Genomic DNA, 19807 nt, shown 5'->3' with positions numbered 1-19807 from the left:
TCGCGCAGGCTCAGTCGCCGGTGACGGCCGCGCGCATCGCGGCCAGCACCGCCGGCTCGTCCGGCAGGGGCGTGTCGGGGTCGCCGTGCACAAACACGCGCACCTGCAGCAGCGCCTGCTCGGTGAGCATTCCACGGCCGGGAACGGCGGTGCCCCCGGCCCGCTGCCATGCCCGCGCCAGGTCGGTCGGCCACTGCCCGTAGACGACGTCGTAGAGGATGCCGCCGCCCGCCGCCGCCGCGTCGGCGACCTCGTCGGGCACCTGGGCACCGCCGGGCAGCGCGGCCACGGTCAACGGCGTGGGCTCGTGGCCGGCGGCATCCAACGGCACAGCATGCACCGCCACGCCGATACGCTCCCCCAGCGCCACGAGCGGTGCGGCCGAGTCGACCCGTCGCGCCGCGACCTCGACGGCGGTCGCGCCCAGCTCGGCCAGGGCGAGCACGGCCGAGGTGGCGGTCGCTCCGGCACCGATCACCCGGGCCGAGCCGACACCGGCCAGTCCGTGCGTGCGCAGGTCGCGTGCGATGCCGCCGACGTCGGTGTTGAACCCGTGCGGCCCGTCGTCGGTCAGCAGCAGCGTGTTCACGGCGCCCGACAGCTCCGCCCGCCGGTCGCGGGTGCGTGCGGCGCGGAACGCGGGCGTCTTCAGGGGCATGGTCAGCGACAGGCCGCGCCAGGACGCGTCCAGGCCGTGCAGGGCTGCGCCGAAGGATGCGGCATCCACCCGCCGCCTGGTGTACCGCCAGTCCAGCCCGAGCGCACGGTAGGCGGCGGTGTGCAGGACCGGCGAGAGGCTGTGGGCGATCGGGTCGCCCCAGACCGCGAGCAGGTCTGGGCCGATCAACATCCCGAGTCCGGGTGCGCCTTGCACCACTGCTGGAACTGGGTGACGGCCTTCTCATGCTCTGCGTACGTGGTGCTGAACACCGTCTTGCCGGTGTCGAGGTTCACCGTCACGAAGTACAGCCATGGGCCGGCGGCGGGGTGCATCGCGGCGTCGATGGCAACGTCCCCCGGGTTGCTGATGGGTCCGACCGGCAGCCCCGCGTGCACATAGGTGTTCCACGGGTTGTCGTCCTTCAGCGCAGCCGCCGACGAGCTTGCGGTGCCGTCGTGCATCTCGCCGTACCCGTACTGGGCGGTCGAGTCCATCTGCAGCTTGCCGAACGTCTCCTGATTGTTCGGATCGAGGCGGTTCTCGATCACCCGCGACACCTTGTAGAAGTCGTCGGACGAGCGTGCCTCGCGCTGGATGATCGACGCGATCGTGAGGATCCGTTCCCGGTCGGCCTGCGCCACCCCGGCGTCGTCGAGCGAGCTCACGGTGCGGTCGACCATCGTCTTGATGACATCTTTCGCGGTGACCCCGGGCGGGAACGTGTACATCGCGGGGAACAGCCAGCCCTCGAGGCTCTTCGCCTTCACCCCGTACGCCGACGGGTCCTTGACGGCGGCCTGGAAATCGGCGAGCGGGATCTTCAGCGCGTCCGACAGGCGCTTCAGGATCTGATCCTCGGTGAGGCCTTCGGGCAGCAGCGCCGAGTTCTCGAGCTTGTTGGCCGGGTCGGTCAGCGCGGTCAACGCGTCCTTCGCCGTCATCATCTTCTGCAGCTTGTACACGCCCGGGTAGAACGTCGGATTCGCGTGGCTGGACACCAGCATGTCGTAGAACACGCCGGGGGTCTTGGTGACCCCGGCCGACGCGAGCGACTTCGAGATCGAGGCACCGGTGTCGCCGGCGACGATCGTCACCAGAGCCTCGCCGTGCGCCTGTCCGGCCTCGTAGTCCTTCGGCTCTTCCCACCCCATCAGTGAGCGGATCTGCGGCTCGTAGGTGTGCCACACGTAATAGCCGCCGCCGGCGATGCCACCGAGCACCACCAGCACGACCGCCAGTGCGATCCAGCGACCGCGACGCTTGGCCCGCCGACTCTTGCCGGGCGGGACGGTGCCGAGCGCGTCGGTGGTGGCGGCGCCGGTGAACAGATCCTCCACCGAGGGGCGGTGCGCGGTGCCGGCCGACGTGTGGCCGTGAGCCCCCTGACCGTGCGCGGCGTGCTGGTCGGCAGCCGCCTGGTCGGTAGCCGTCGGCCGCGAGGGCGTGTGCCGGTGCGCGGACGCGGCCTGCGCCGCACCGCCGGCCGCAGAGGCCGGCGCTCCGGCATCCGTCGGCCGTGGCGCCGACACCGGTGTCGGCTGCTGCCGGGCGGCGTCGCGTCCGCCGGTGGCCGGCGTGTCCCCGGCGGCGCCGTCGCGGCTGGCACCGCCCGCCGCCGCCGCGCGGCGCGCGGCTTCACGGGCGGCACGGCGGGACGTGGGCACGGCGCCGTCGGCAGCGTCGGCGGCGTGTGCGCCGGTCTGCCCCGAACGCGGGTCGGGCAGGCGGCCGTAGAGGTCGGCGAACGGGTCGTCGCCGTCGGGACGGGCTTCGGGCATCAGGCGGGCTCCTGCGCTGGGGGGACGAGGTCGCCGGCCGGGCGACCTGTGCGCTTCTCGATGTCGAGAGCCTGCTGCAGGAAGACCACCGCGGCGACCTGGTCCACAATGCTACGAGAAGAACGCTGGGTTCTGCCCGACCCGCGCAGCGCGGCGTGCGCGCTCACCGTGCTCAGCCGCTCGTCGACGAGCCGCACCGGTCGCAGGGATGCCGCGGCCAGCGCGCCGGCGAACGCCCGGGCGTCCGCGGTCGAGGGCGTGTCGTCACCGCGCAGGTTCAGGGGCAGGCCGACGACGAGCTCGACCGCGTCGTGCTCGGTCGCCAGCGCCAACACCCGCGCCACCGAGGCGTCGTCGCGCGGGACGGTCTCGACGGGCACGGCGAGCATCCCATCGGGGTCGCAGCGGGCGACGCCGATGCGGGCACGGCCCACGTCGACGCCGAGCCGCACCCCGCGCCGGAACGTCATCCGCGCTCCAGTCCGGCCCGCACCGCCTCGAGCGCGGCCGGCAGGGCTGCGGCATCCGTCCCGCCGCCCTGTGCCACATCGTCGCGTCCGCCGCCTCCGCCGCCGAGGACGGATGCCGCGGCCTTGGCGAGAACGCCGGCCCGCGCCCCGGCGGCCCGGGCGGCCTCGTTGAGCGCCACGACCACCAGGGGGCGGCCCTTCGCCTCGGCACCCAGTGCCACCACGGCGGCGTCGGCGCCCAGCCGGTCGCGCACCTGCAGGGCCAGGGTGCGGGCGTCGTCGGCCGAACCGACCGTACCGATGGACTGCGCGACGAGCCGGTAGCCGTCGACAGGGGTCGCGGTCTGCGCCAGCGCCGGAGCCCGGTCGGCGAGGGCGCGCGCCTCGAACGCGGCGATCTTCTTCTCAGCGGCCTTCAGCTGGGCGCTCAGTTCCGCGATGCGAGCGGGCAGCTGCTCGCGCGGTGTCTTCAGCGCCGACGTGAGCTGCGAGACGATCGCCCGCTCGGCGGCCAGATCACGGAAGGCGTCCAGGCCCACCAGGGCCTCGACCCGCCGGTTGGAGGCGCCCACCGACGATTCGCCGACGAGGTTGATCAGCCCCACCTCGGCGCTGGTGGACACGTGCGTGCCGGCGCACAGCTCGCGCGACCAGGGACCGCCGATGTCGACCATGCGCACGGTGTCGCCGTACTTCTCACCGAACAGAGCCATCGCGCCCAGCTTTTTGGCCTCGGCCAGCGGCAGAACGCGCGTGGTCACCTGCAGGTTCTCGCGCACCGCGTTGTTGGCGATCTCTTCGATCTCGCTCTTGGTGTCGTCCGACAGCGCCTGACCCCAGGTGAAGTCGAAGCGCAGGTAGCCGGCACGGTTGAGCGAGCCTGCCTGCGTCGCCGTCTTGCCGAGGGTGTCGCGCAGTGCGGCGTGCACCAGGTGGGTCGCGGAGTGTGCCTGTGCGGCGGCGCGCCGGTTCGCGGCATCCACCACGCTGGTCGCCGGCTGCCCCACGCCCACCTCGCCCTGCCGCACCTCGACGGTGTGGCTGACCAGGCCCGGCACCGGTTTCTGCACGTCGAGCACGTCCAGTTCGTAGCCGGGGCCGACGATCATGCCCTTGTCGGCCACCTGTCCACCGCTCTCGGCGTACAGCGCGGTCTCGGCCAGGATCACTTCGGCGATCTGGCCCTGCACCGCCCGCTCGGCGGGCACCCCGTCGACGAGCAGGCCGAGCACGGTCGACTCGGTCTCCAGGTCGGTGTAGCCGGTGAACACGGTCTCGCCCTGGGCCCGGAACGCCCGGTACACGCTCTGGTCGGCGAGCGCTCGCTTGCGCGAGCGGGCGTCGGCCTTCGCGCGTGCCTTCTGCTCCTGCATGAGCGTGTCGAACGCGCCCCGATCGACCGACAGTCCGGCCTCTTCGGCGACCTCGAGGGTCAGGTCGATCGGAAAGCCGTACGTGTCGTGCAGCAGGAACGCCTCCGACCCGCTGAGAGCGGTATTGCCGGTCTTCTTGGTCTGGTCGATGGCGAGGTCGAGGATGGTGGAGCCGGCCGCGAGCGTGCGCAGGAAGGTCTCCTCTTCGGCGAAGGCGTACTGCGAGATCCGTGTCCAGTCCGTGGCGACCTCGGGGTAGGCATCCTTCATCGCGTCACGCGAGGCGGCGAACAGCTCGGGGAAGGTGGGTCCGTCCACGCCCAGCAGGCGCATGGCGCGCACGGTGCGCCGCATCAGCCGGCGCAGGATGTAGCCGCGGCCTTCGTTCGCGGGGGTGACCCCGTCGCTCAGGAGCATGAGCGATGAGCGCACGTGGTCGGCGATCACCCGGAAGCGCACGTCGTCGGCGTGCTCGGCCCCGTAGCGCCGGCCCGACAGGTCGACCGCGCGGTCGAGCACCGGGCGCACCTGGTCGATCTCGTACATGTTCTCGACGCCCTGCGTGATGAACGCGACGCGCTCCAGACCCATGCCGGTGTCGATGTTCTTCTTGGGGAGAGGTCCGACCACCTCGAACTCGGTCTTCGACCGCACGTTCGTGATCTGCTCCTGCATGAACACCAGGTTCCAGATCTCGGTGAACCGGTTGTCGTCCACGGCCGGACCGCCGTCCTGGCCGTACGCGGGTCCGCGGTCGAAGTAGATCTCCGAGCACGGGCCGCCGGGGCCGGGCTGGCCGGTGTGCCAGTAGTTGTCCTCTTTGCCCATGCGCTGGATGCGTGACTCGGGCAGTCCGGCGATGCGCTTCCACAGTCTGGCCGCCTCGTCGTCGTCTTCATAGACGGTGACCCACAGGTCGCGCTCGGCGAAGCCGAGACCGCCGTCGGAGGTGGGTGTGGTCAGCAGTTCCCAGGCGTAGCCGATGGCGCCCTCTTTGAAGTAGTCGCCGAACGACCAGTTGCCGAGCATCTGGAAGAACGTGCCGTGCCGCGCGGTGTGACCGACCTCTTCGATGTCGAGCGTGCGGATGCACTTCTGGCAGTCGGCGGCGCGCGGGAAAGGCGCGGGCACCAGGCCGTTCAGGTACGGGATGAACGGCACCATCCCGGCGATCGTGAACAGGATCGACGGGTCGTCGGTGACCAGCGACGCCGACGGCACGATCACGTGGTCGTTGCGTTCGAAATAGTCGAGGTAGCGCTGGGCGATCTCAGCGGTCTTCATGCGTGTGTGCTCCGGAAGGCAGCAAGGGGCCACAGGCCCGGGTGCGGGAGGGATCAGTCGGCGAGCTTGCGGGCGGCGTCCTGCGCCTTTTCGGCGACGTCGGATGCCACATCCGTGGCCTTCTCGGCGAGGTCCGAGGCGGTGTCGGCGACGGTCTCGACGGCGGAGGCTGCGACGTCCTTGACCTTTCCGGCCGCGTCGGCTGCGGCATCCCGTGCCGTCTGCACCAGGTCGACCGCGCCGTCGCGCGCGTCGGCCACGGTCTGCGAGATGCGCGCCTCCTGGTCGCGGTAGGCATCGCCGACGCGGCCGGTGAACTCGGTGATCCGGGCGTCGATGTCGGCGAGCATGTCGCGGCCGCGCGGGTCCTTGTTGACGAGGTGGGCGAGGACGAAGCCTCCGGCCACGCCGACGAGGAACCACAGGAGCTTCTTCATGTCATCCCTTCCCTGCGCGGAGCCGTGTCGGCGCCGCCTGTCCATCGTAGGCGGAAATGCCACGAGGGCGCCGGGATCCCCCGGCGCCCTCGTCTGTGCGAACTGAGCGAGTCGGGCCCGATCAGCGCGCGGCGTAGTACTCGACGACGAGCTGCACGTCACAGACGACGGGCACCTCGGCGCGCTTGGGCCGGCGCACCAGGCGGGCCTGCAGCTTGTCGAGGTCGACCTCGAGGTAGCCGGGCACCGGGGGCAGCACCTCGGCGTTGCCGCCGGCGGCTGCGACCTGGAAGGGCTCGGTGCCCTCGCTGCGGGCCTTGACGTGGATGAGCTGGCCGGGCTTGACCCGGAACGACGGGCGGTCGACGAGCTGTCCGTCGACGAGGATGTGCCGGTGCACCACGAACTGGCGGGCCTGCGCCATGGTGCGCGCGAAGCCGGCGCGCAGCACGAGCGCGTCCAGGCGCATCTCCAGCTGCTCGACGAGGTTCTCACCGGTCAGCCCGTCCTTGCGACGGGCCTCTTCGAACTGGATGCGCAGCTGCTTCTCGCGGATGCCGTACTGCTCGCGCAGACGCTGCTTCTCGCGCAGACGGACGGCGTAGTCGCTGTCCTGCTTGCGCTTGGTGCGGCCGTGCTCGCCGGGACCGTAGGGGCGCTTCTCGAGGTAGCGCGCCGCCTTCGGGGTGAGGGCGACGCCGAGGGCGCGGGACAGGCGGACCTTGCGGCGGTCCTGGGACTTCGATGCCACGAAGTGTTCCTTCCATGACGCGGCCGTGTCTCTCACGGCTCGCGGGCGTATCGCCCTTCCTCCGCCGGTCCGGACTGCACGCCGGGGCAGACCGGATGGTGTGAAGAAGAAAGGGGATGCCCGAAAACACGGTTTCGAGCCGATCCAGCCTAGCAGATCGAGCCCGGCCGCCGCCGAGGATGCGGGCCGGGGCATCCTGACCGGCGCGTGTCCCACAAGCTGCGGGTGCCCCACGCCGCATCCCGCACCATCTGAGACATGCTCCCCGGCGCGGCGGCCGGCACGCGGCCAGGTGCCGGCGCGCTCAGGCGCCGCCGAGGATGCGGCGGATCTTCTCGAGCCGTGCCTGCACGTCGCGCTCGGCGCCCAGCGGTTTCGGCTCGTAGTAGCGGCGCCCGCGCAGCTCGTCGGGCAGGTACTGCTGCGCCGACACTCCGATCTCACTGTCGTGCGGGTACACGTACCCCTTGCCGTGTCCGAGCCGCTTCGCGCCGGGGTAGTGGGCGTCGCGCAGGTGCACGGGCACCCGACCGAACCCGCCGGCGCGCACGTCGGCGATCGCCGCGTCGATCGCCAGATACGCGGCGTTCGATTTCGCGGTCGTCGCCAGGTAGGCGGTCGCTTCGGCGAGCGGGATGCGGCCTTCGGGCATGCCGATGAACGCGACCGCGTCCGCGGCGGCCACGGCGATCTGCAGGGCCTGCGGGTCGGCCAGTCCGATGTCTTCGGCCGCCGAGATGACCAGGCGCCGGGCGATGAAACGGGGGTCCTCGCCGGCTTCGATCATGCGGGCCAGATAGTGCATCGCCGCGTCCACGTCCGATCCGCGGATGGACTTGATGAACGCGCTGATCACGTCGTAGTGCTCGTCGCCCTGACGGTCGTAGCGCAGCAGCGCCTTGTCCACGGCCTGCGCGACGTGTTCGGCGGTGACCGTCGCCGGTCCGGCGTCACCGGCCGCGTCGGCATGGTGCTCCCCCTCGCGCTCGTCGCCGTCCGCGCGCGCGTCGTGCTCGTCACTGTCCGCGTCGGCGCCCGGCTCGTCACCGGCCGCGTCGCCACGGTGCTCGGCGGTGACCGTCGCCGGTCCGGCGTCACCGGCCGCATCGCCACGGCGCTCCCCCTCGTGCCCGTCACCGGCCGAATCGGCGCCGGCCGCGCCGTCGTGCGCCGCGGCGGGTGTGGCGAGGGATGCCGCGGCCTCCAGTGCCGTGAGCGCCCGGCGCGCGTCACCCGAGGCCAGCCGCACCAGTGCCGTCCGGGCATCGTCGGCGAGTCGCACCGCACCTGCCAGGCCCCGGGGGTCGGCGACCGCGCGGTCCAGGAGCATGCCCAGGTCGTCGTCCGACAGCGGCTGCAGCGTGAGCAGCAGAGATCGGCTGAGCAACGGCGAGATCACCGAGAACGACGGGTTCTCGGTGGTGGCCGCGATCAACACCACCCAGCCGTTCTCGACGCCGGGCAGCAGGGCGTCCTGCTGGGCCTTGGTGAACCGGTGGCTCTCGTCGAGGAACAGGATCGTGGACTGCCCGTACAGGTCGCGCTGGTTCAGAGCATCCTGCATCACCTCGCGCACGTCGCGCACGCCCGCCGTCACCGCCGACAGCTCCACGAAGCGCCGCCCCGACGACCGGGCGATGGCCTGCGCCAGCGTGGTCTTGCCGGTGCCCGGCGGCCCCCACAGGATCACCGACACCGCGCCGGGACTTGTCGCGCTCGGGTCGGCGAGCGTGACCAGCGGCGACCCCGGCCGCAGCAGATGCCGCTGTCCCGCGACCTCGTCGAGCGAGGTGGGCCGCATGCGCACGGCCAGCGGCGTCTGGCCCGAGAACAGCGCGGTGGGGGTGGTCACTCCCCCAGGCTATCCGCGCCCGCCGACGTCGCCGCCGGTGATGTCCGGCACGAGCGCCCGCTTTGTCGCGGTGTCACCGGCGCCCATAGGATCGTGCTGCAGGGTCGTGCTGACGACGGACGAGGAGGCTCGGTGGCCGCGGCGAAGGACAGGGATGCCCGCATCCAGCGCGAACGCGCACGCGCGTATCAGGCGCGTCAAGAGCTCAACGCCCGGCAGCAGCACCGCCGCACCCGCGACAATGTTGTGGGCGGCATCGTCGGCGCCGTGCTGTTGGTCGGCGTGATCGGCGTGCAGGTCGCCTATTACACGGCCGGACCGGGCGCGCCCGCTCCCGCGCCGTCACCGACCACGACAGCGGTCTCGACGCCCGCACCCACGGCCACAGCCCCCACCCCGGCGCCCACCGCGCCCGCCCCCAGCGGCTCGACCACGCCGTGACCGGCACACGTCTCGTACTAGGCTTGTGACCCGTCCATTCCCCACGATCGGCGCCAGCCGTGATGAGGTGCACCCGTGACTGCCGACGCAGAGAACACCCCCGTGACCCCGCCCGTGCCCGGCCCCCCGCCGGCGTCCGCCCCCACCGCCCCGGCGGTGCCCGAGACGGCAGCAGAGACCTGGGGCCGCGTGGACGAGAACGGCGTCGTGTCGGTGCGCACCGAAGACGGATGGCGCGTGGTGGGCGAGTACCCCGACGGCACGCCCGACGAGGCTCTCGCGTACTTCGAGCGCAAGTTCGCCGACCTGGCCGGTGAGGTCGTCCTGCTCGAGGCCCGGCACCGTCGCGGCGGCGCCTCGGCGAGCGATCTGCGCGCCACCGCGCTCGCGGTGCGCGAGAAGACGGTGGATGCCGCAGCCGTCGGCGACCTCGCAAGCCTGCAGCGGCGCCTGGACGCGCTGGTCGCCGAACTCGAGCAGGCCGCGGCCGTCGAGGCCGAGGCCGCGCGCGCCGCCGTGGATGCCGCCGTCGCGGCGCGCACCGCTCTGGTCGAGCAGATGGAGGCGCTGGCCGCCCGCGACCCGAAGTCGGTGCAGTGGAAGCAGACCACCGCCCAGGTCGCCGAGCTGTTCGAGCAGTGGCAGACCCAGCAGAAGGACGGACCGCGCCTGCCCAAGTCGGCCGCACAGCGCCTGTGGAAGCGGTTCCGCGATGCCCGCGCGGTCATCGACAAACAACGTCGTGAGTTCTATGCCGACCTCGACGAGGTGCACAAGGCGGCCCGCGCCCGCAAGACCACGCTCATCGAACGTGCCGAGGCACTGGCCCCCAAGGGCGAGGACGGCATCGCGGCGTACCGCGACCTCCTGGACGCATGGAAGTCGGCGGGCCGCGCCGGCAAGAAGGCCGACGATGCGCTGTGGGCGCGCTTCAAGGCGGCCGGTGACGCCCTGTACGCCGCACGCAGCGAACGCGAGAGCGCCGAGATCGAGGCATCTCGCGAGAAGATCGAACTCAAGCGTGGGCTGCTGGACGAGGCCGCCCCGATCGTCGACGAGCCCGACCTCGCCAAGGCGCGCGCCGCGCTCACCCGCATCCAGCGCCGGTGGGACGAGATCGGTCGCATCTTCCCCCGCGACACCGAACGCGCACTGGACGACGACCTGCGCAAGATCGAGCAGAGCGTGCGCACCCGCGAGGACGCGGACTGGAAGCGGAACAACCCCGAGACCAAGGCCCGCGCCACCGATCTGACCCGCCAGCTCACCGACGCGATCGCCAAGCTCGAGTCCGAGCTCGCCGCCGCCGAAGCCGCCGGCGATGACCGGGCGGCCGCCCAGGCGCGCGAGGCGCTGGCGGCCCGGCGCACCTGGCTCAAGGCCGTCGGCGGCTGAGTTCTCCACAGCTCGGGCTTGTGTCCCCCGCGGCGCGGGTGGATGCGGCACACTGCCGTACATGCACTCCCTGCACCTGTACTTTCCCGGCGACAGGCTTTCTGAGGCGGAGCTGTTCGCCGCATGTCTGGACGGGCATCTCGCCCCGGTGGGCGAGGCGTTCCTGCCCGCCGATGCGGTGGAGACGGCGGCGCTGCGCGCGGCATCCCTCGCCCCGCTGCTGGGCGGGCAGCTGGCCGCCACCGGCTTGAGCGCGGCGTGGATCCACGGGGCGCTCGCCTTTCCGCCCGGGCGGCACAGTGCCCAGCGCGTCAGCGCGCAGCGGCGTGGGCACATCCTCGACCGCCGCATCGAATACCATGACCGGCGGCTCGACGCCGACCAGGTGATGGTGCTCGGGGGCGTGCACGTCACCACACCCACACGCACTCTGGCAGACCTGGTCCGGGTCGCCGATGCCGCCCACCGCGAGGCGGCCGAGATGATGGTACGCACCGGCATCGCGGATGCGCACACGGCGGTTCAGTGGCTGCACAGTGCCGGCCCGCTGCCCAACAAACGCGCCGGATTGACGCTGCTGCGTGCGCTGGCGGCGGATCAGCCCGAGGTCACCCGGTAGACGTCGTACACGGCGTCGATGCGCCGCACCGCGTTCAGCACCCGGTCCAGGTGCACGGTGTCGCCCATCTCGAACACGAACCGGCTGATCGCCAGGCGGTCGTCGCTGGTCGACACGGTGGCCGACAGGATGTTGACGTGATGTTCGCTGAGCACGCGGGTGACGTCGCTGAGCAGCCCCGAGCGGTCGAGCGCCTCGACCTGGATCTGCACCAGGAACACGCTCTTGGCGGTAGGGGCCCACTCGACGTCGATGAGACGGTCCTTCTCGGCCATCAGCGCCTTCACGTTCGTGCAGTCGGCGCGGTGTACCGAGACTCCGCTGCCGCGGGTGACGAACCCGACGATCTGGTCACCGGGCACGGGTGTGCAGCACTTGGCGAGCTTGACGAGGATGTCGTCGGCCCCCCGCACGAGGATCCCCGAGTCGCTGCCGCGGTGCGCGCGCGGCTTTCCGCCGTGCGGCGGCAGGTCGATGGGACCGGTCACCGCCTCGTTCACCGTCACCAGGGCCGTGACCTTCTCGAGCACCGACTGGGTCGACACGTGGCCCTCGCCGACGGCGGCGTACAGCGCCGAGACATCCTCGTAGCGCAGCTGCTGGGCGACCTCGGCGAACGAATCCTGGTTCATCAGCCGCTGCAGCGGCAGGTTCTGCCGGCGCATCGCCCGGGCGATGGCCTCCTTGCCCTGCTCGATCGCCTCTTCGCGGCGCTCCTTCGTGAACCAGCCACGGATCTTGCTGCGCGCCCGGGTGCTCTTGACGAAGCTGAGCCAATCCTGGCTGGGTCCGGCATCCGGATTCTTGGACGTGAAGACCTCGACGACGTCACCGGAGTGCAGCTCGGACTCCAGCGGCACCAGGCGCCCGTTGACCTTCGCCCCCATGGTGCGGTGCCCGACCTCGGTGTGCACGGCGTAGGCGAAATCCACCGGGGTGGCGCCGGCGGGCAGCCCGATCACGCGGCCTTTGGGGGTGAAGACGTACACCTCTTTGGCGCCGATCTCGAACCGCAGCGATTCGAGGAACTCCCCCGGGTCGGCGGTCTCGGCCTGCCAGTCCGAGATGTGCGCCAGCCATGCCATGTCGGCGTCCACGCGGGCGCCCGACTTGCCGCCGTTGACCCGCTCCTTGTACTTCCAGTGCGCGGCCACGCCGTACTCGGCCTGCTGATGCATCTCATGGGTGCGGATCTGGATCTCCACCGTGCGCCCGCCGGGACCGATCACCGTGGTGTGCAACGACTGGTACAGGTTGAACTTCGGGGTGGCGATGTAGTCCTTGAAACGCCCCGGCAGCGGTGTCCACCGCGCGTGGATCGCGCCGAGCACCGCATAGCAGTCGCGCACCGTGTTCACCAGCACCCGGATGCCGATCAGATCGTAGATGTCGTCGAACTCGCGACCGCGCACCACCATCTTCTGGTACACCGAGTACAACTGCTTGGGCCGCCCCATCACCTGCCCGCGGATCTTCAGTTCGCGCAGGTCGGCCTCGACGTCGGTGATGACACTGTGCACGTACTGTTCGCGCTGCGGCGTGCGCTGTTTGACGAGGCTGTCGATCTCGGCGTAGAGCTTGGGCTGCAGCACCGCGAACGACAGGTCCTCGAGTTCGGCCTTGATGGCCTGGATGCCCAGCCGGTGCGCGAGCGGCGCGTAGATCTCGAGGGTCTCGGTGGCCTTCTTCTTCGCCTTCTCGGGCGGCACGAACCCCCACGTGCGGGCGTTGTGCAGGCGGTCGGCGAGTTTGATCAGCAGCACCCGGATGTCTCGTGACATGGCCACGATCATCTTGCGCACCGTCTCAGCCTGGGCGCTTTCGCCGTACTTCACCTTGTCGAGCTTGGTGACCCCGTCCACGAGCATGGCCACCTCGTCGCCGAACTCCATGGTGAGCCGGTCGAGCCCGTAGTCGGTGTCTTCGACGGTGTCGTGCAGCAGCGCGGCCGCGACCGCGCGCGGCCCGAGGCCGAGATCGGCGAGGATCTGCGCCACCGCGAGCGGGTGGGTGATGTACGGCTCGCCGCTCTGCCGCTTCTGCCCGGTGTGCGCGGCATCCGCCGTCGAATACGCGCGCTCGATGATCGACAGGTCACCCTTGGGGTGGTGCGAGCGCACGGTGCGGATCAGCTGTTCGACGTCGTCGCGGCGCTGACTGCGTGAGAAGATGCGCGGGACGAGTCGCCGCAGCGAGGAACTCTGCCCCGCGGGGACTGTCTCGGCCACCCATGCACCCCCTCCGCGTCGGCTGGCACCATCCTACGCCCGGGCCTCGCAGTGCCCGTGCCCGCCGGCCCTGGTCACGCAGCCGGTGTCACCCCGTTCGCGCCACCCGGCTCTCGTCACGAGACGCCGGCCGCGGCCGAGCCGGTCAGACGGTGACCGCAGTGGCCTTGGCCCGCGCCTTGCGCACCTTCTGGTCGTGGGCCTTCACTGCCGGTTCGCTCTCGCGGAACAGCGAATACAGCGGCGAGGCCACGAACAGCGTCGAGTAGGCGGCGACGATGATGCCGACGAAGATCGCCAGCGAGATGTCGCTGAGGGTCTGCGCGCCCAGCGCGAACGCACCGATGAACAGGATCGCCCCGACGGGGAGGATCGCCACCACGGTCGTGTTGATCGAGCGCACCAGGGTCTGGTTGACCGCCAGGTTCACCGACTCGCCGAACGTGCGGTTGGCGTGTTCGCCGTCCTCGTGCGTGTTCTCACGGATCTTGTCGAACACGACCGTGGTGTCGTACAACGAATAGGCGAGGATGGTGAGGAACCCGATCACCGCCGCCGGCGAGATCTCGAACCCGGCCAGGGCATAGATGCCGATGGTGATCACCAGCACGTCGACCAGCCCGATGATCGCCGCGCCCGACATCTTCCAGGTGCGGAAGTACAGCGCCAGGATGAGGAACGTCAGGGCGAGGAAGATCGCCAGGCCCCACAGCGACTGTCGGGTGACGTCGGCGCCCCAGCTCGGGCCGATGAACGATGCGGTCACCTCTTTGGCATCGACGTCGTAGATCTTCGCAAGCGCCGCACGGACGTCCTCGGTCTGCTGCGGGGACATCTGGTTGGTCTGCACGCGCACGCCGTCGGCGCCCACCGTGGTGACCTTGGTGGTGGCGTCGGGAACGACCGAGGTGACCGCCTCGGTGGCCTTCGTCTGATCGGGGCTGCTCACGCCCGACACGGTGAACTGCGACCCGCCGGTGAACTCGATCGAGAACTGCACCGGCCGCACCAGCGGCACCAGCACCGAGCCGACGACCAACAGTGCCGCGATGACGAACCAGATGCGCCGCTTGGGGATGAACGGGAAAGAGACCTTGCCCGAATACAGGTTGTTGCCGAACCGGCTCATGACGCCCATCAGCGGTCAGCCCCCTTCGTCGGTGCGTCGGTACTGCCGCCGTTCTTCGCGGCGGCCTCTGCGGCCAGCTTGCGCTCGGCGATGGTCTGACGGCGTGCCGCCTCACCGCGCGAACGGGCCGCGCGCCGTGCGGCGGCGCCGGGTGCCTCGACGGCGGGGGCGCGGAACTCCGCGCGCCCGCGGTAGACGGCGCCCAGCGCGTCCGGGTCCATGCCCGAGAGCGCATGACCCTCACCGAAGAAGCGGGTGCGCGCCACCAGCTGCATCACCGGGTGGGTGAAGATGATGAAGATCAGGATGTCGATGGCCGTGGTGATCCCGAGCGTGAACGCGAAGCCCTTCACGGTGGCATCCGCGAGGATGTACAGCACCACCGCGGCGAGGATGTTCACCGCCTTGGCGATGTAGATCGTGCGCTTGGCGCGGCCCCAGCCGTCTTCGACGGCGCCGGTGATCGATTTACCGTCGCGCAGTTCGTCGCGGATGCGCTCGAAGTACACGATGAACGAGTCCGCCGTGAATCCGATCGTCACGATCAGACCGGCCACGCCCGCCAGCGACAGGCGGAAGCCCATTCGCCAGGCGAGGATGCACAGCAGCACGTAGGTGATCACCGCCATGACCGCCAACGATGCGATGATCACGAAACCGAGGGCGCGATAGCTCAGCAGCGAGTACACGGCGACCAGGGCGAGACCGATCAGGCCCGCGATGAGGCCGATCCGCAGCTGCTGCGAGCCGAGCGTCGCCGAGATGGTGTCGGAGCTGACCACGGTGAAGCTCAGCGGCAGCGCGCCGTACTTCAGCTGGTCGGCGAGGGTCTTCGCGCTCTCTTGTGTGAAGCTGCCGGTGATCGACGGGTTGCCGTCGGTGATGATGCCGTTCATCGCCGGAGCCGAGATGACCTTGCCGTCGAGCACGAACGCGAACTGGTCGCGCGGCGATTCGGCCTTCAGCCCGTACAGCCGCTGGCTGACCTCGGCGAACGCCTTGGTGCCCTCCGCGTTGAACTTCAGCTGCACCTCCCACTGACCGTTCTGGGAGTTCTGTCCGTAGCCGGCGTCGGTGATCTGCGAGCCGTCGAGCTCGACCGGGCCCAGGATGTACTTCACCGAGCCGTCGTCCGAGCAGGTGATCAGCGGCTGATCCTTGGGCGCGTTGGCCGGGTCGTTGTCTTTGGAGCCGCAGTCGTAGGCGAGGAATTGGGCCTGCAGCTTCGGCGTGATCCAACTCGGATCGCTGCCGTTGCTCGGCGACGCGGTCGGAGTGGCCTGCAGCGTCGGCGCCGGGGTGGGGTACGGCGTCTGCTTTCCGTCGTCGCCGACGAACGAGGTCGCCGGTGCCCCGGTGTACAGCACCGAGCGCAGCTGCATCTGGGCCGAGGCCTCGATGCGTTCACGGGTCTGCTCGTCGGCCTGACCGGGGATCTGCACGACGATCTGGTTGCCGGCCTGTGTGGTGATGTCGGACTCGCCCACGCCCGAGGCATCCACCCGCTGGCGGATGATCGTCGCGGCCTGCTGCATCTGGTCGGTGGTCGGCGCCGAACCGTCCGGGGTCTTGGCCTGCAGGATGATCTGCGTGCCGCCCTGCAGGTCGAGCGCCAGTTCGGGCACCCACGACGCCTTCTGGAACACGTACACGCCGAGGGCGTTGATGCCGAACAGCACGGCGATGACGATCACAAGGCCCAGCAGCGCGCGCCAGGCGTGCCGGACAGGGGTGGATGTGGCCACGGAGGGTCAGCTTTCTGGTGGGAGTGCCGGGCTCAGGCCTCGGGCGTGTCCTTCTTGTCGTCGTTCTCGCGCAGCCGGCGGGCGGTCTCTTCCGCGGTCTCGACGCGCGGGCCGTCCTCGGCGGGTGCGGCCAGGTCGCCGTCGGATGCCGCGGGGGTCTCGTCGGTTGGGTTCACGATGCGCAAGATCGCCTGGCTGTGCACCTTGATGTCGACACCGGGGGCGATCTCGACGACCGCCGGCTGGTCGAGGTTGTCGGGGTCGTACGACACGATCGTGCCGTACAGGCCTCCCTGCAGCAGCACCTCGGCACCGGGAACGGTCTGCCGGGCCTTCGCCTCCTGCTCGGCCTTCTGCTTCGCCATCCGTCGCCGTGAGCTCCAGAACATGAAGACGAGGAGGATCACCAACAGGATGATCAGGCCGTAGTTCTGGAAGAACGTTCCGAGGTCCATGAAGGGATGGGCACCTTTCGATTGCGGCGGGGCACGGCGGCGCTGCCGGGAAGAATCCGGGGGAAGTCTTCAGCGATTATAGGTCATCGAGGTTCAGCGCCCCGTCCGGGCGCGGCAGCCGCAGGTGCGCATACGCCTCGGGCGTCGCGATGCGTCCCCGCGGAGTGCGCCCCATGAAGCCGATCCGCACCAGATACGGCTCGACCACCGACTCGATCGTCTCGGCCTCTTCACCGACGGTGACCGCCAGCGTGTTCAACCCCACCGGTCCCCCGCCGAAGCGGCGGATCAGCACATCGAGTACGGCACGGTCGAGCCGGTCCAGGCCGATCGCGTCGACGTCGTACAGGTCGAGCGCGGCGTCGACCACTGCGGTGTCGACGGCGGTGCCGTCCGTGCCCGAGCCGTGCACGATGACGTAGTCACGTACGCGCCGCAGCAACCGGTTCGCGATGCGCGGCGTGCCCCGGGAGCGCCGGGCGATCTCGGCACGGGCCGGCTGCGGCAGGTCGATCTCGAGCATCGCCGCCGAGCGGCGGATGACCTGCTCGAGTTCGTCGGCGTCGTAGTACTCCAGGTGGGCGGTGAACCCGAACCGGTCGCGCAGCGGATTCGGCAGCAGTCCGGAACGGGTGGTGGCTCCCACGAGCGTGAACGGCGCGAGATCGAGCGGGATGCTGGTGGCACCGGCACCCTTGCCGACCATGATGTCGATGCGGAAGTCCTCCATCGCCAGATAGAGCATCTCTTCGGCCGACCGGGCCATGCGGTGCACCTCGTCGATGAACAGCACCTCGCCGCTGGTCAGGCTCGACAGCAGCGCGGCGAGGTCGCCGGCGTGCTGGATGGCCGGACCGCTCGACATGCGCAGCGGGCGATCGCTCTCGTGGGCGACGATCATCGCGAGGGTCGTCTTGCCGAGGCCGGGAGGACCCGCCAGCAGGATGTGATCGGCGGGCCGTTGCTGGATGCGTGCGGCGTCCAGCAACAGCTGCAGCTGGCCGCGCACCTTCTGCTGGCCGATGAACTCGGCCAGCGACGCCGGGCGCAGCGCCCCCTCGATGGCGAGCTCGGTCTCGTCGAGGGCCTGCGGGTCGAGCTCAGCCACGACCGGCCTCCGCCCGCGCCGCGCCCTGTCGGGCCGGCCCCAGGTGGGCCAGGGCCAGACGCAGCAGCGCGGGGACCTGCGCACGGTCGGCGTCCGAGGCATCCGTCGCCACCGTCTCGACCGCGTCGACGGCCACCCGCTCCGACCACCCCAGACCCACCAGGGCCGCCACCACCCGCCCGGTGGTGGCGTCGACCGTCGTGGTGGCGGTGGCCGCGGTGGCGGTCGGCGCGAGCTTTCCTGCCAGCTGCACGACGATCAGCTTGGCGGTCTTGGGTCCGATGCCCGACACCCGCCGGAACGGAGCGTCGTCGTCGTCGGCCACGGCCTGGGCGATCTGATCGACGCTCATCGCCGACAGCACCCCGAGTGCCGACTTCGGCCCGACCCCGGTCACCGACAGCAGCGTGGTGAACAGGGCCGACTGGGCGCGCTCGGCGAACCCGTACAGCGAGAACGCGTCGTCGCGGACGATCAGCTGCGTGTGCAGCCGCAGCGACTCGCCGACCCGCGCGGTGCGGGCCACGTCGGGCGGTACCGCCACGGTGAAGCCCATGCCGCCGACCTCGATGTCGACGGTGTCCGAGCCGGCGTGCAGCACCGTTCCGTGCAGGGAGGAGATCATGCCGCCAGCCTAGACTCGACCTCGGACATATGTTCGACCGACACGCCGCCGGTCTGCGGCATCATCGGCGCGCCGCCTTCTCGGCTGCGGCCCACGCGCGCTGGGCGGGGGTCAGGCCGACGCTCTGCGCGGCGGGCGCGGCGATGTCACCCCGTCGCCAGGCATGGCACAGCGCGAGGGCGAGCGCGTCGGCCGCGTCGGCCGGCCGCGGCGCCTCGTCCAGGCGAAGGATGCGGGCCACCATCGCCTGCACCTGCCGTTTGTCCGCGGCACCGTATCCGGTGATCGCGGCCTTCACCTCGGTGGGGGTGTGCGTGGCGGCGGGGATGCCCCGCTCGGCGGCGAGCAGCAGGGCGATGCCGCTGGCCTGGGCGGTGCCCATCACGGTGTTGCGGTTGTTCTGCGCGAACACCCGCTCCACGGCGAGCACGTCGGGGTCGTGCGCGTCGAGCACGTCGCGGATGCCTGCGGCGATCGCCGCGAGCCGCTGTTCGATGCGGGCGTCGGCGGCCGAGCGCACCACGCCGACGTACACCAGCCGCGCCGACCGGTCGGGCGCGACGTCCACGACACCGACGCCACACCGGGTCAGCCCGGGGTCGATGCCCAGCACGCGCAGTCGTCCGGCCGTCATCTGCCCAGCCTAGGCACGGTGTCGCAGCAGGCGGTCGCGACGCGCGTCGCTCAGTCGTCCTGCTCGAGCTCGGCCTGCACCTCGGCGGACAGGTCGACGTTGCTGTACACGTTCTGCACGTCGTCGCTGTCTTCGAGCGCGTCGATGACGCGGAACACCTTGCGGGCGGTCTCGGCGTCGACCTCGACCTTCAGCGACGGCACGAACTCGACGTCGGCGGACTCGTAGTCCAGGCCCGCCTCCTGCAGTGCGGCGCGGACGGCGACCAGGTCGGATGCCTCGGTGATGACCTCGAACCCGGACGGGTGCGGCTCGATCTCTTCGGCGCCGGCCTCGAGGGCCGCCATCATGACGTCGTCCTCGGTGGTGCCCTCGCCCGAGACGACGATGACGCCCTTGCGGCTGAAGTTGTACGAGACGCTGCCGGGGTCGGCGAGGTTGCCGCCGTTGCGGCTGAGCGCGGTGCGCACCTCGGCGGCCGCGCGGTTCTTGTTGTCGGTGAGGCACTCGATGAGGATCGCCACGCCGCCGGGGGCGTAGCCCTCGTACATGATCGTCTGGTAGTCGACCGACTCGCCCGAGATGCCCGCACCGCGCTTGATCGCGCGGTCGATGTTGTCGTTGGGCACCGACGTCTTCTTCGCCTTCTGCACGGCGTCGTACAGCGTCGGGTTGCCCGCGAGGTCGGCACCGCCGATCTTGGCGGCGACTTCGATGTTCTTGATGAGCTTGGCGAACGACTTGGCACGACGCGCGTCGATGACGGCCTTCTTGTGCTTGGTCGTCGCCCACTTGGAGTGGCCGGACATGCCTTCCAGTCTA

At 70.7% G+C, this 19807-nt stretch carries 18 protein-coding genes; 3 read left to right on the top strand and 15 right to left on the bottom strand.

Features of this window, described 5'->3' with window-relative positions:
* Positions 1 to 10 precede the first annotated feature (10 nt).
* The 7 genes from H577_RS0100215 to H577_RS0100185 form a co-directional block, all read right to left on the bottom strand.
* Positions 11 to 850 carry a shikimate dehydrogenase family protein gene (locus H577_RS0100215; RefSeq protein ID WP_029144231.1) on the bottom strand — a complete coding sequence of 280 codons (840 nt, stop codon included), beginning with the start codon at positions 848 to 850 and terminating at the stop codon, positions 11 to 13.
* The gene (gene mltG, locus H577_RS0100210) at positions 844 to 2439 is read right to left on the bottom strand and encodes an endolytic transglycosylase MltG (RefSeq protein WP_029144230.1); all 1596 of its coding nucleotides are present in this window, start codon (positions 2437 to 2439) and stop codon (positions 844 to 846) included. The genes H577_RS0100215 and mltG overlap by 7 nt, the downstream gene beginning before the upstream one ends.
* Complete coding sequence (gene ruvX / locus H577_RS0100205) at positions 2439 to 2909, bottom strand: Holliday junction resolvase RuvX (RefSeq protein ID WP_029144229.1); 471 nt, start codon at positions 2907 to 2909, stop codon at positions 2439 to 2441. Before ruvX ends, mltG begins: the two co-directional genes overlap by 1 nt.
* Complete coding sequence (gene alaS, locus H577_RS0100200; protein ID WP_029144228.1) at positions 2906 to 5566, bottom strand: alanine--tRNA ligase; 2661 nt, start codon at positions 5564 to 5566, stop codon at positions 2906 to 2908. Before alaS ends, ruvX begins: the two co-directional genes overlap by 4 nt.
* Before the next feature lie 53 nt (positions 5567 to 5619).
* Complete coding sequence (locus H577_RS16810; RefSeq protein WP_051191520.1) at positions 5620 to 6003, bottom strand: hypothetical protein; 384 nt, start codon at positions 6001 to 6003, stop codon at positions 5620 to 5622.
* Between the two features lie 121 nt (positions 6004 to 6124).
* Entirely contained in the window at positions 6125 to 6754 is a 630-nt protein-coding gene (rpsD, locus tag H577_RS0100190; RefSeq protein ID WP_029144227.1) for a 30S ribosomal protein S4, read from the bottom strand.
* 304 nt (positions 6755 to 7058) lie between these two features.
* Entirely contained in the window at positions 7059 to 8606 is a 1548-nt protein-coding gene (locus tag H577_RS0100185; protein ID WP_029144226.1) for a replication-associated recombination protein A, read from the bottom strand.
* Between the two features lie 132 nt (positions 8607 to 8738).
* Here H577_RS0100185 and H577_RS0100180 point away from each other — a divergent pair, with 132 nt between their 5' ends.
* The 3 genes from H577_RS0100180 to H577_RS0100170 all read left to right on the top strand — a co-directional run bounded on the left by H577_RS0100180 (position 8739) and on the right by H577_RS0100170 (position 11061).
* A complete protein-coding gene (locus H577_RS0100180) occupies positions 8739 to 9047 on the top strand; it encodes a hypothetical protein (RefSeq protein ID WP_029144225.1) in 309 nt (102 codons plus the stop codon).
* Between the two features lie 75 nt (positions 9048 to 9122).
* Positions 9123 to 10442, top strand: a complete 1320-nt coding sequence (locus H577_RS0100175; RefSeq protein WP_084515705.1) for a DUF349 domain-containing protein — start codon at positions 9123 to 9125, stop codon at positions 10440 to 10442.
* Between the two features lie 61 nt (positions 10443 to 10503).
* Positions 10504 to 11061 carry a hypothetical protein gene (locus tag H577_RS0100170; RefSeq protein ID WP_029144223.1) on the top strand — a complete coding sequence of 186 codons (558 nt, stop codon included), beginning with the start codon at positions 10504 to 10506 and terminating at the stop codon, positions 11059 to 11061.
* Here the strand turns inward: H577_RS0100170 and H577_RS0100165 are convergent.
* From H577_RS0100165 to H577_RS0100130, 8 genes are all read right to left on the bottom strand, one after another.
* Complete coding sequence (locus H577_RS0100165; protein ID WP_029144222.1) at positions 11040 to 13289, bottom strand: RelA/SpoT family protein; 2250 nt, start codon at positions 13287 to 13289, stop codon at positions 11040 to 11042. The two genes, H577_RS0100170 and H577_RS0100165, sit on opposite strands and share 22 nt — an antisense overlap.
* A 145-nt stretch (positions 13290 to 13434) precedes the next feature.
* A complete protein-coding gene (secF, locus tag H577_RS0100160; protein WP_029144221.1) occupies positions 13435 to 14427 on the bottom strand; it encodes a protein translocase subunit SecF in 993 nt (330 codons plus the stop codon).
* Positions 14427 to 16163 (bottom strand): protein translocase subunit SecD, encoded by a 1737-nt coding sequence (gene secD, locus H577_RS0100155; RefSeq protein ID WP_029144220.1) that lies wholly within the window; start codon positions 16161 to 16163, stop codon positions 14427 to 14429. The genes secF and secD overlap by 1 nt, the downstream gene beginning before the upstream one ends.
* A 32-nt stretch (positions 16164 to 16195) precedes the next feature.
* Positions 16196 to 16618: a preprotein translocase subunit YajC gene (locus H577_RS0100150; protein ID WP_029144219.1), complete on the bottom strand. Its 423-nt coding sequence runs from the start codon at positions 16616 to 16618 to the stop codon at positions 16196 to 16198.
* Between the two features lie 76 nt (positions 16619 to 16694).
* Positions 16695 to 17726 carry a Holliday junction branch migration DNA helicase RuvB gene (gene ruvB / locus H577_RS0100145; RefSeq protein ID WP_029144218.1) on the bottom strand — a complete coding sequence of 344 codons (1032 nt, stop codon included), beginning with the start codon at positions 17724 to 17726 and terminating at the stop codon, positions 16695 to 16697.
* Entirely contained in the window at positions 17719 to 18351 is a 633-nt protein-coding gene (gene ruvA / locus H577_RS0100140; RefSeq protein ID WP_029144217.1) for a Holliday junction branch migration protein RuvA, read from the bottom strand. The genes ruvB and ruvA overlap by 8 nt, the downstream gene beginning before the upstream one ends.
* 61 nt (positions 18352 to 18412) lie before the next feature.
* Positions 18413 to 18985 (bottom strand): crossover junction endodeoxyribonuclease RuvC, encoded by a 573-nt coding sequence (gene ruvC, locus H577_RS0100135; RefSeq protein ID WP_029144216.1) that lies wholly within the window; start codon positions 18983 to 18985, stop codon positions 18413 to 18415.
* A 50-nt stretch (positions 18986 to 19035) separates the two neighbouring features.
* Positions 19036 to 19794 (bottom strand): YebC/PmpR family DNA-binding transcriptional regulator, encoded by a 759-nt coding sequence (locus H577_RS0100130; RefSeq protein ID WP_029144215.1) that lies wholly within the window; start codon positions 19792 to 19794, stop codon positions 19036 to 19038.
* Between the last annotated feature and the right edge of the window lie 13 nt (positions 19795 to 19807).

The sequence above is a fragment of the Microbacterium luticocti DSM 19459 genome (assembly GCF_000422405.1).
In the GTDB taxonomy this organism is placed as follows: Bacteria; Actinomycetota; Actinomycetes; order Actinomycetales; family Microbacteriaceae; genus Microbacterium; species Microbacterium luticocti.
Note: the sequence above shows the minus strand (reverse complement) of the source record. Positions and strands in the feature narration are given on the sequence as shown.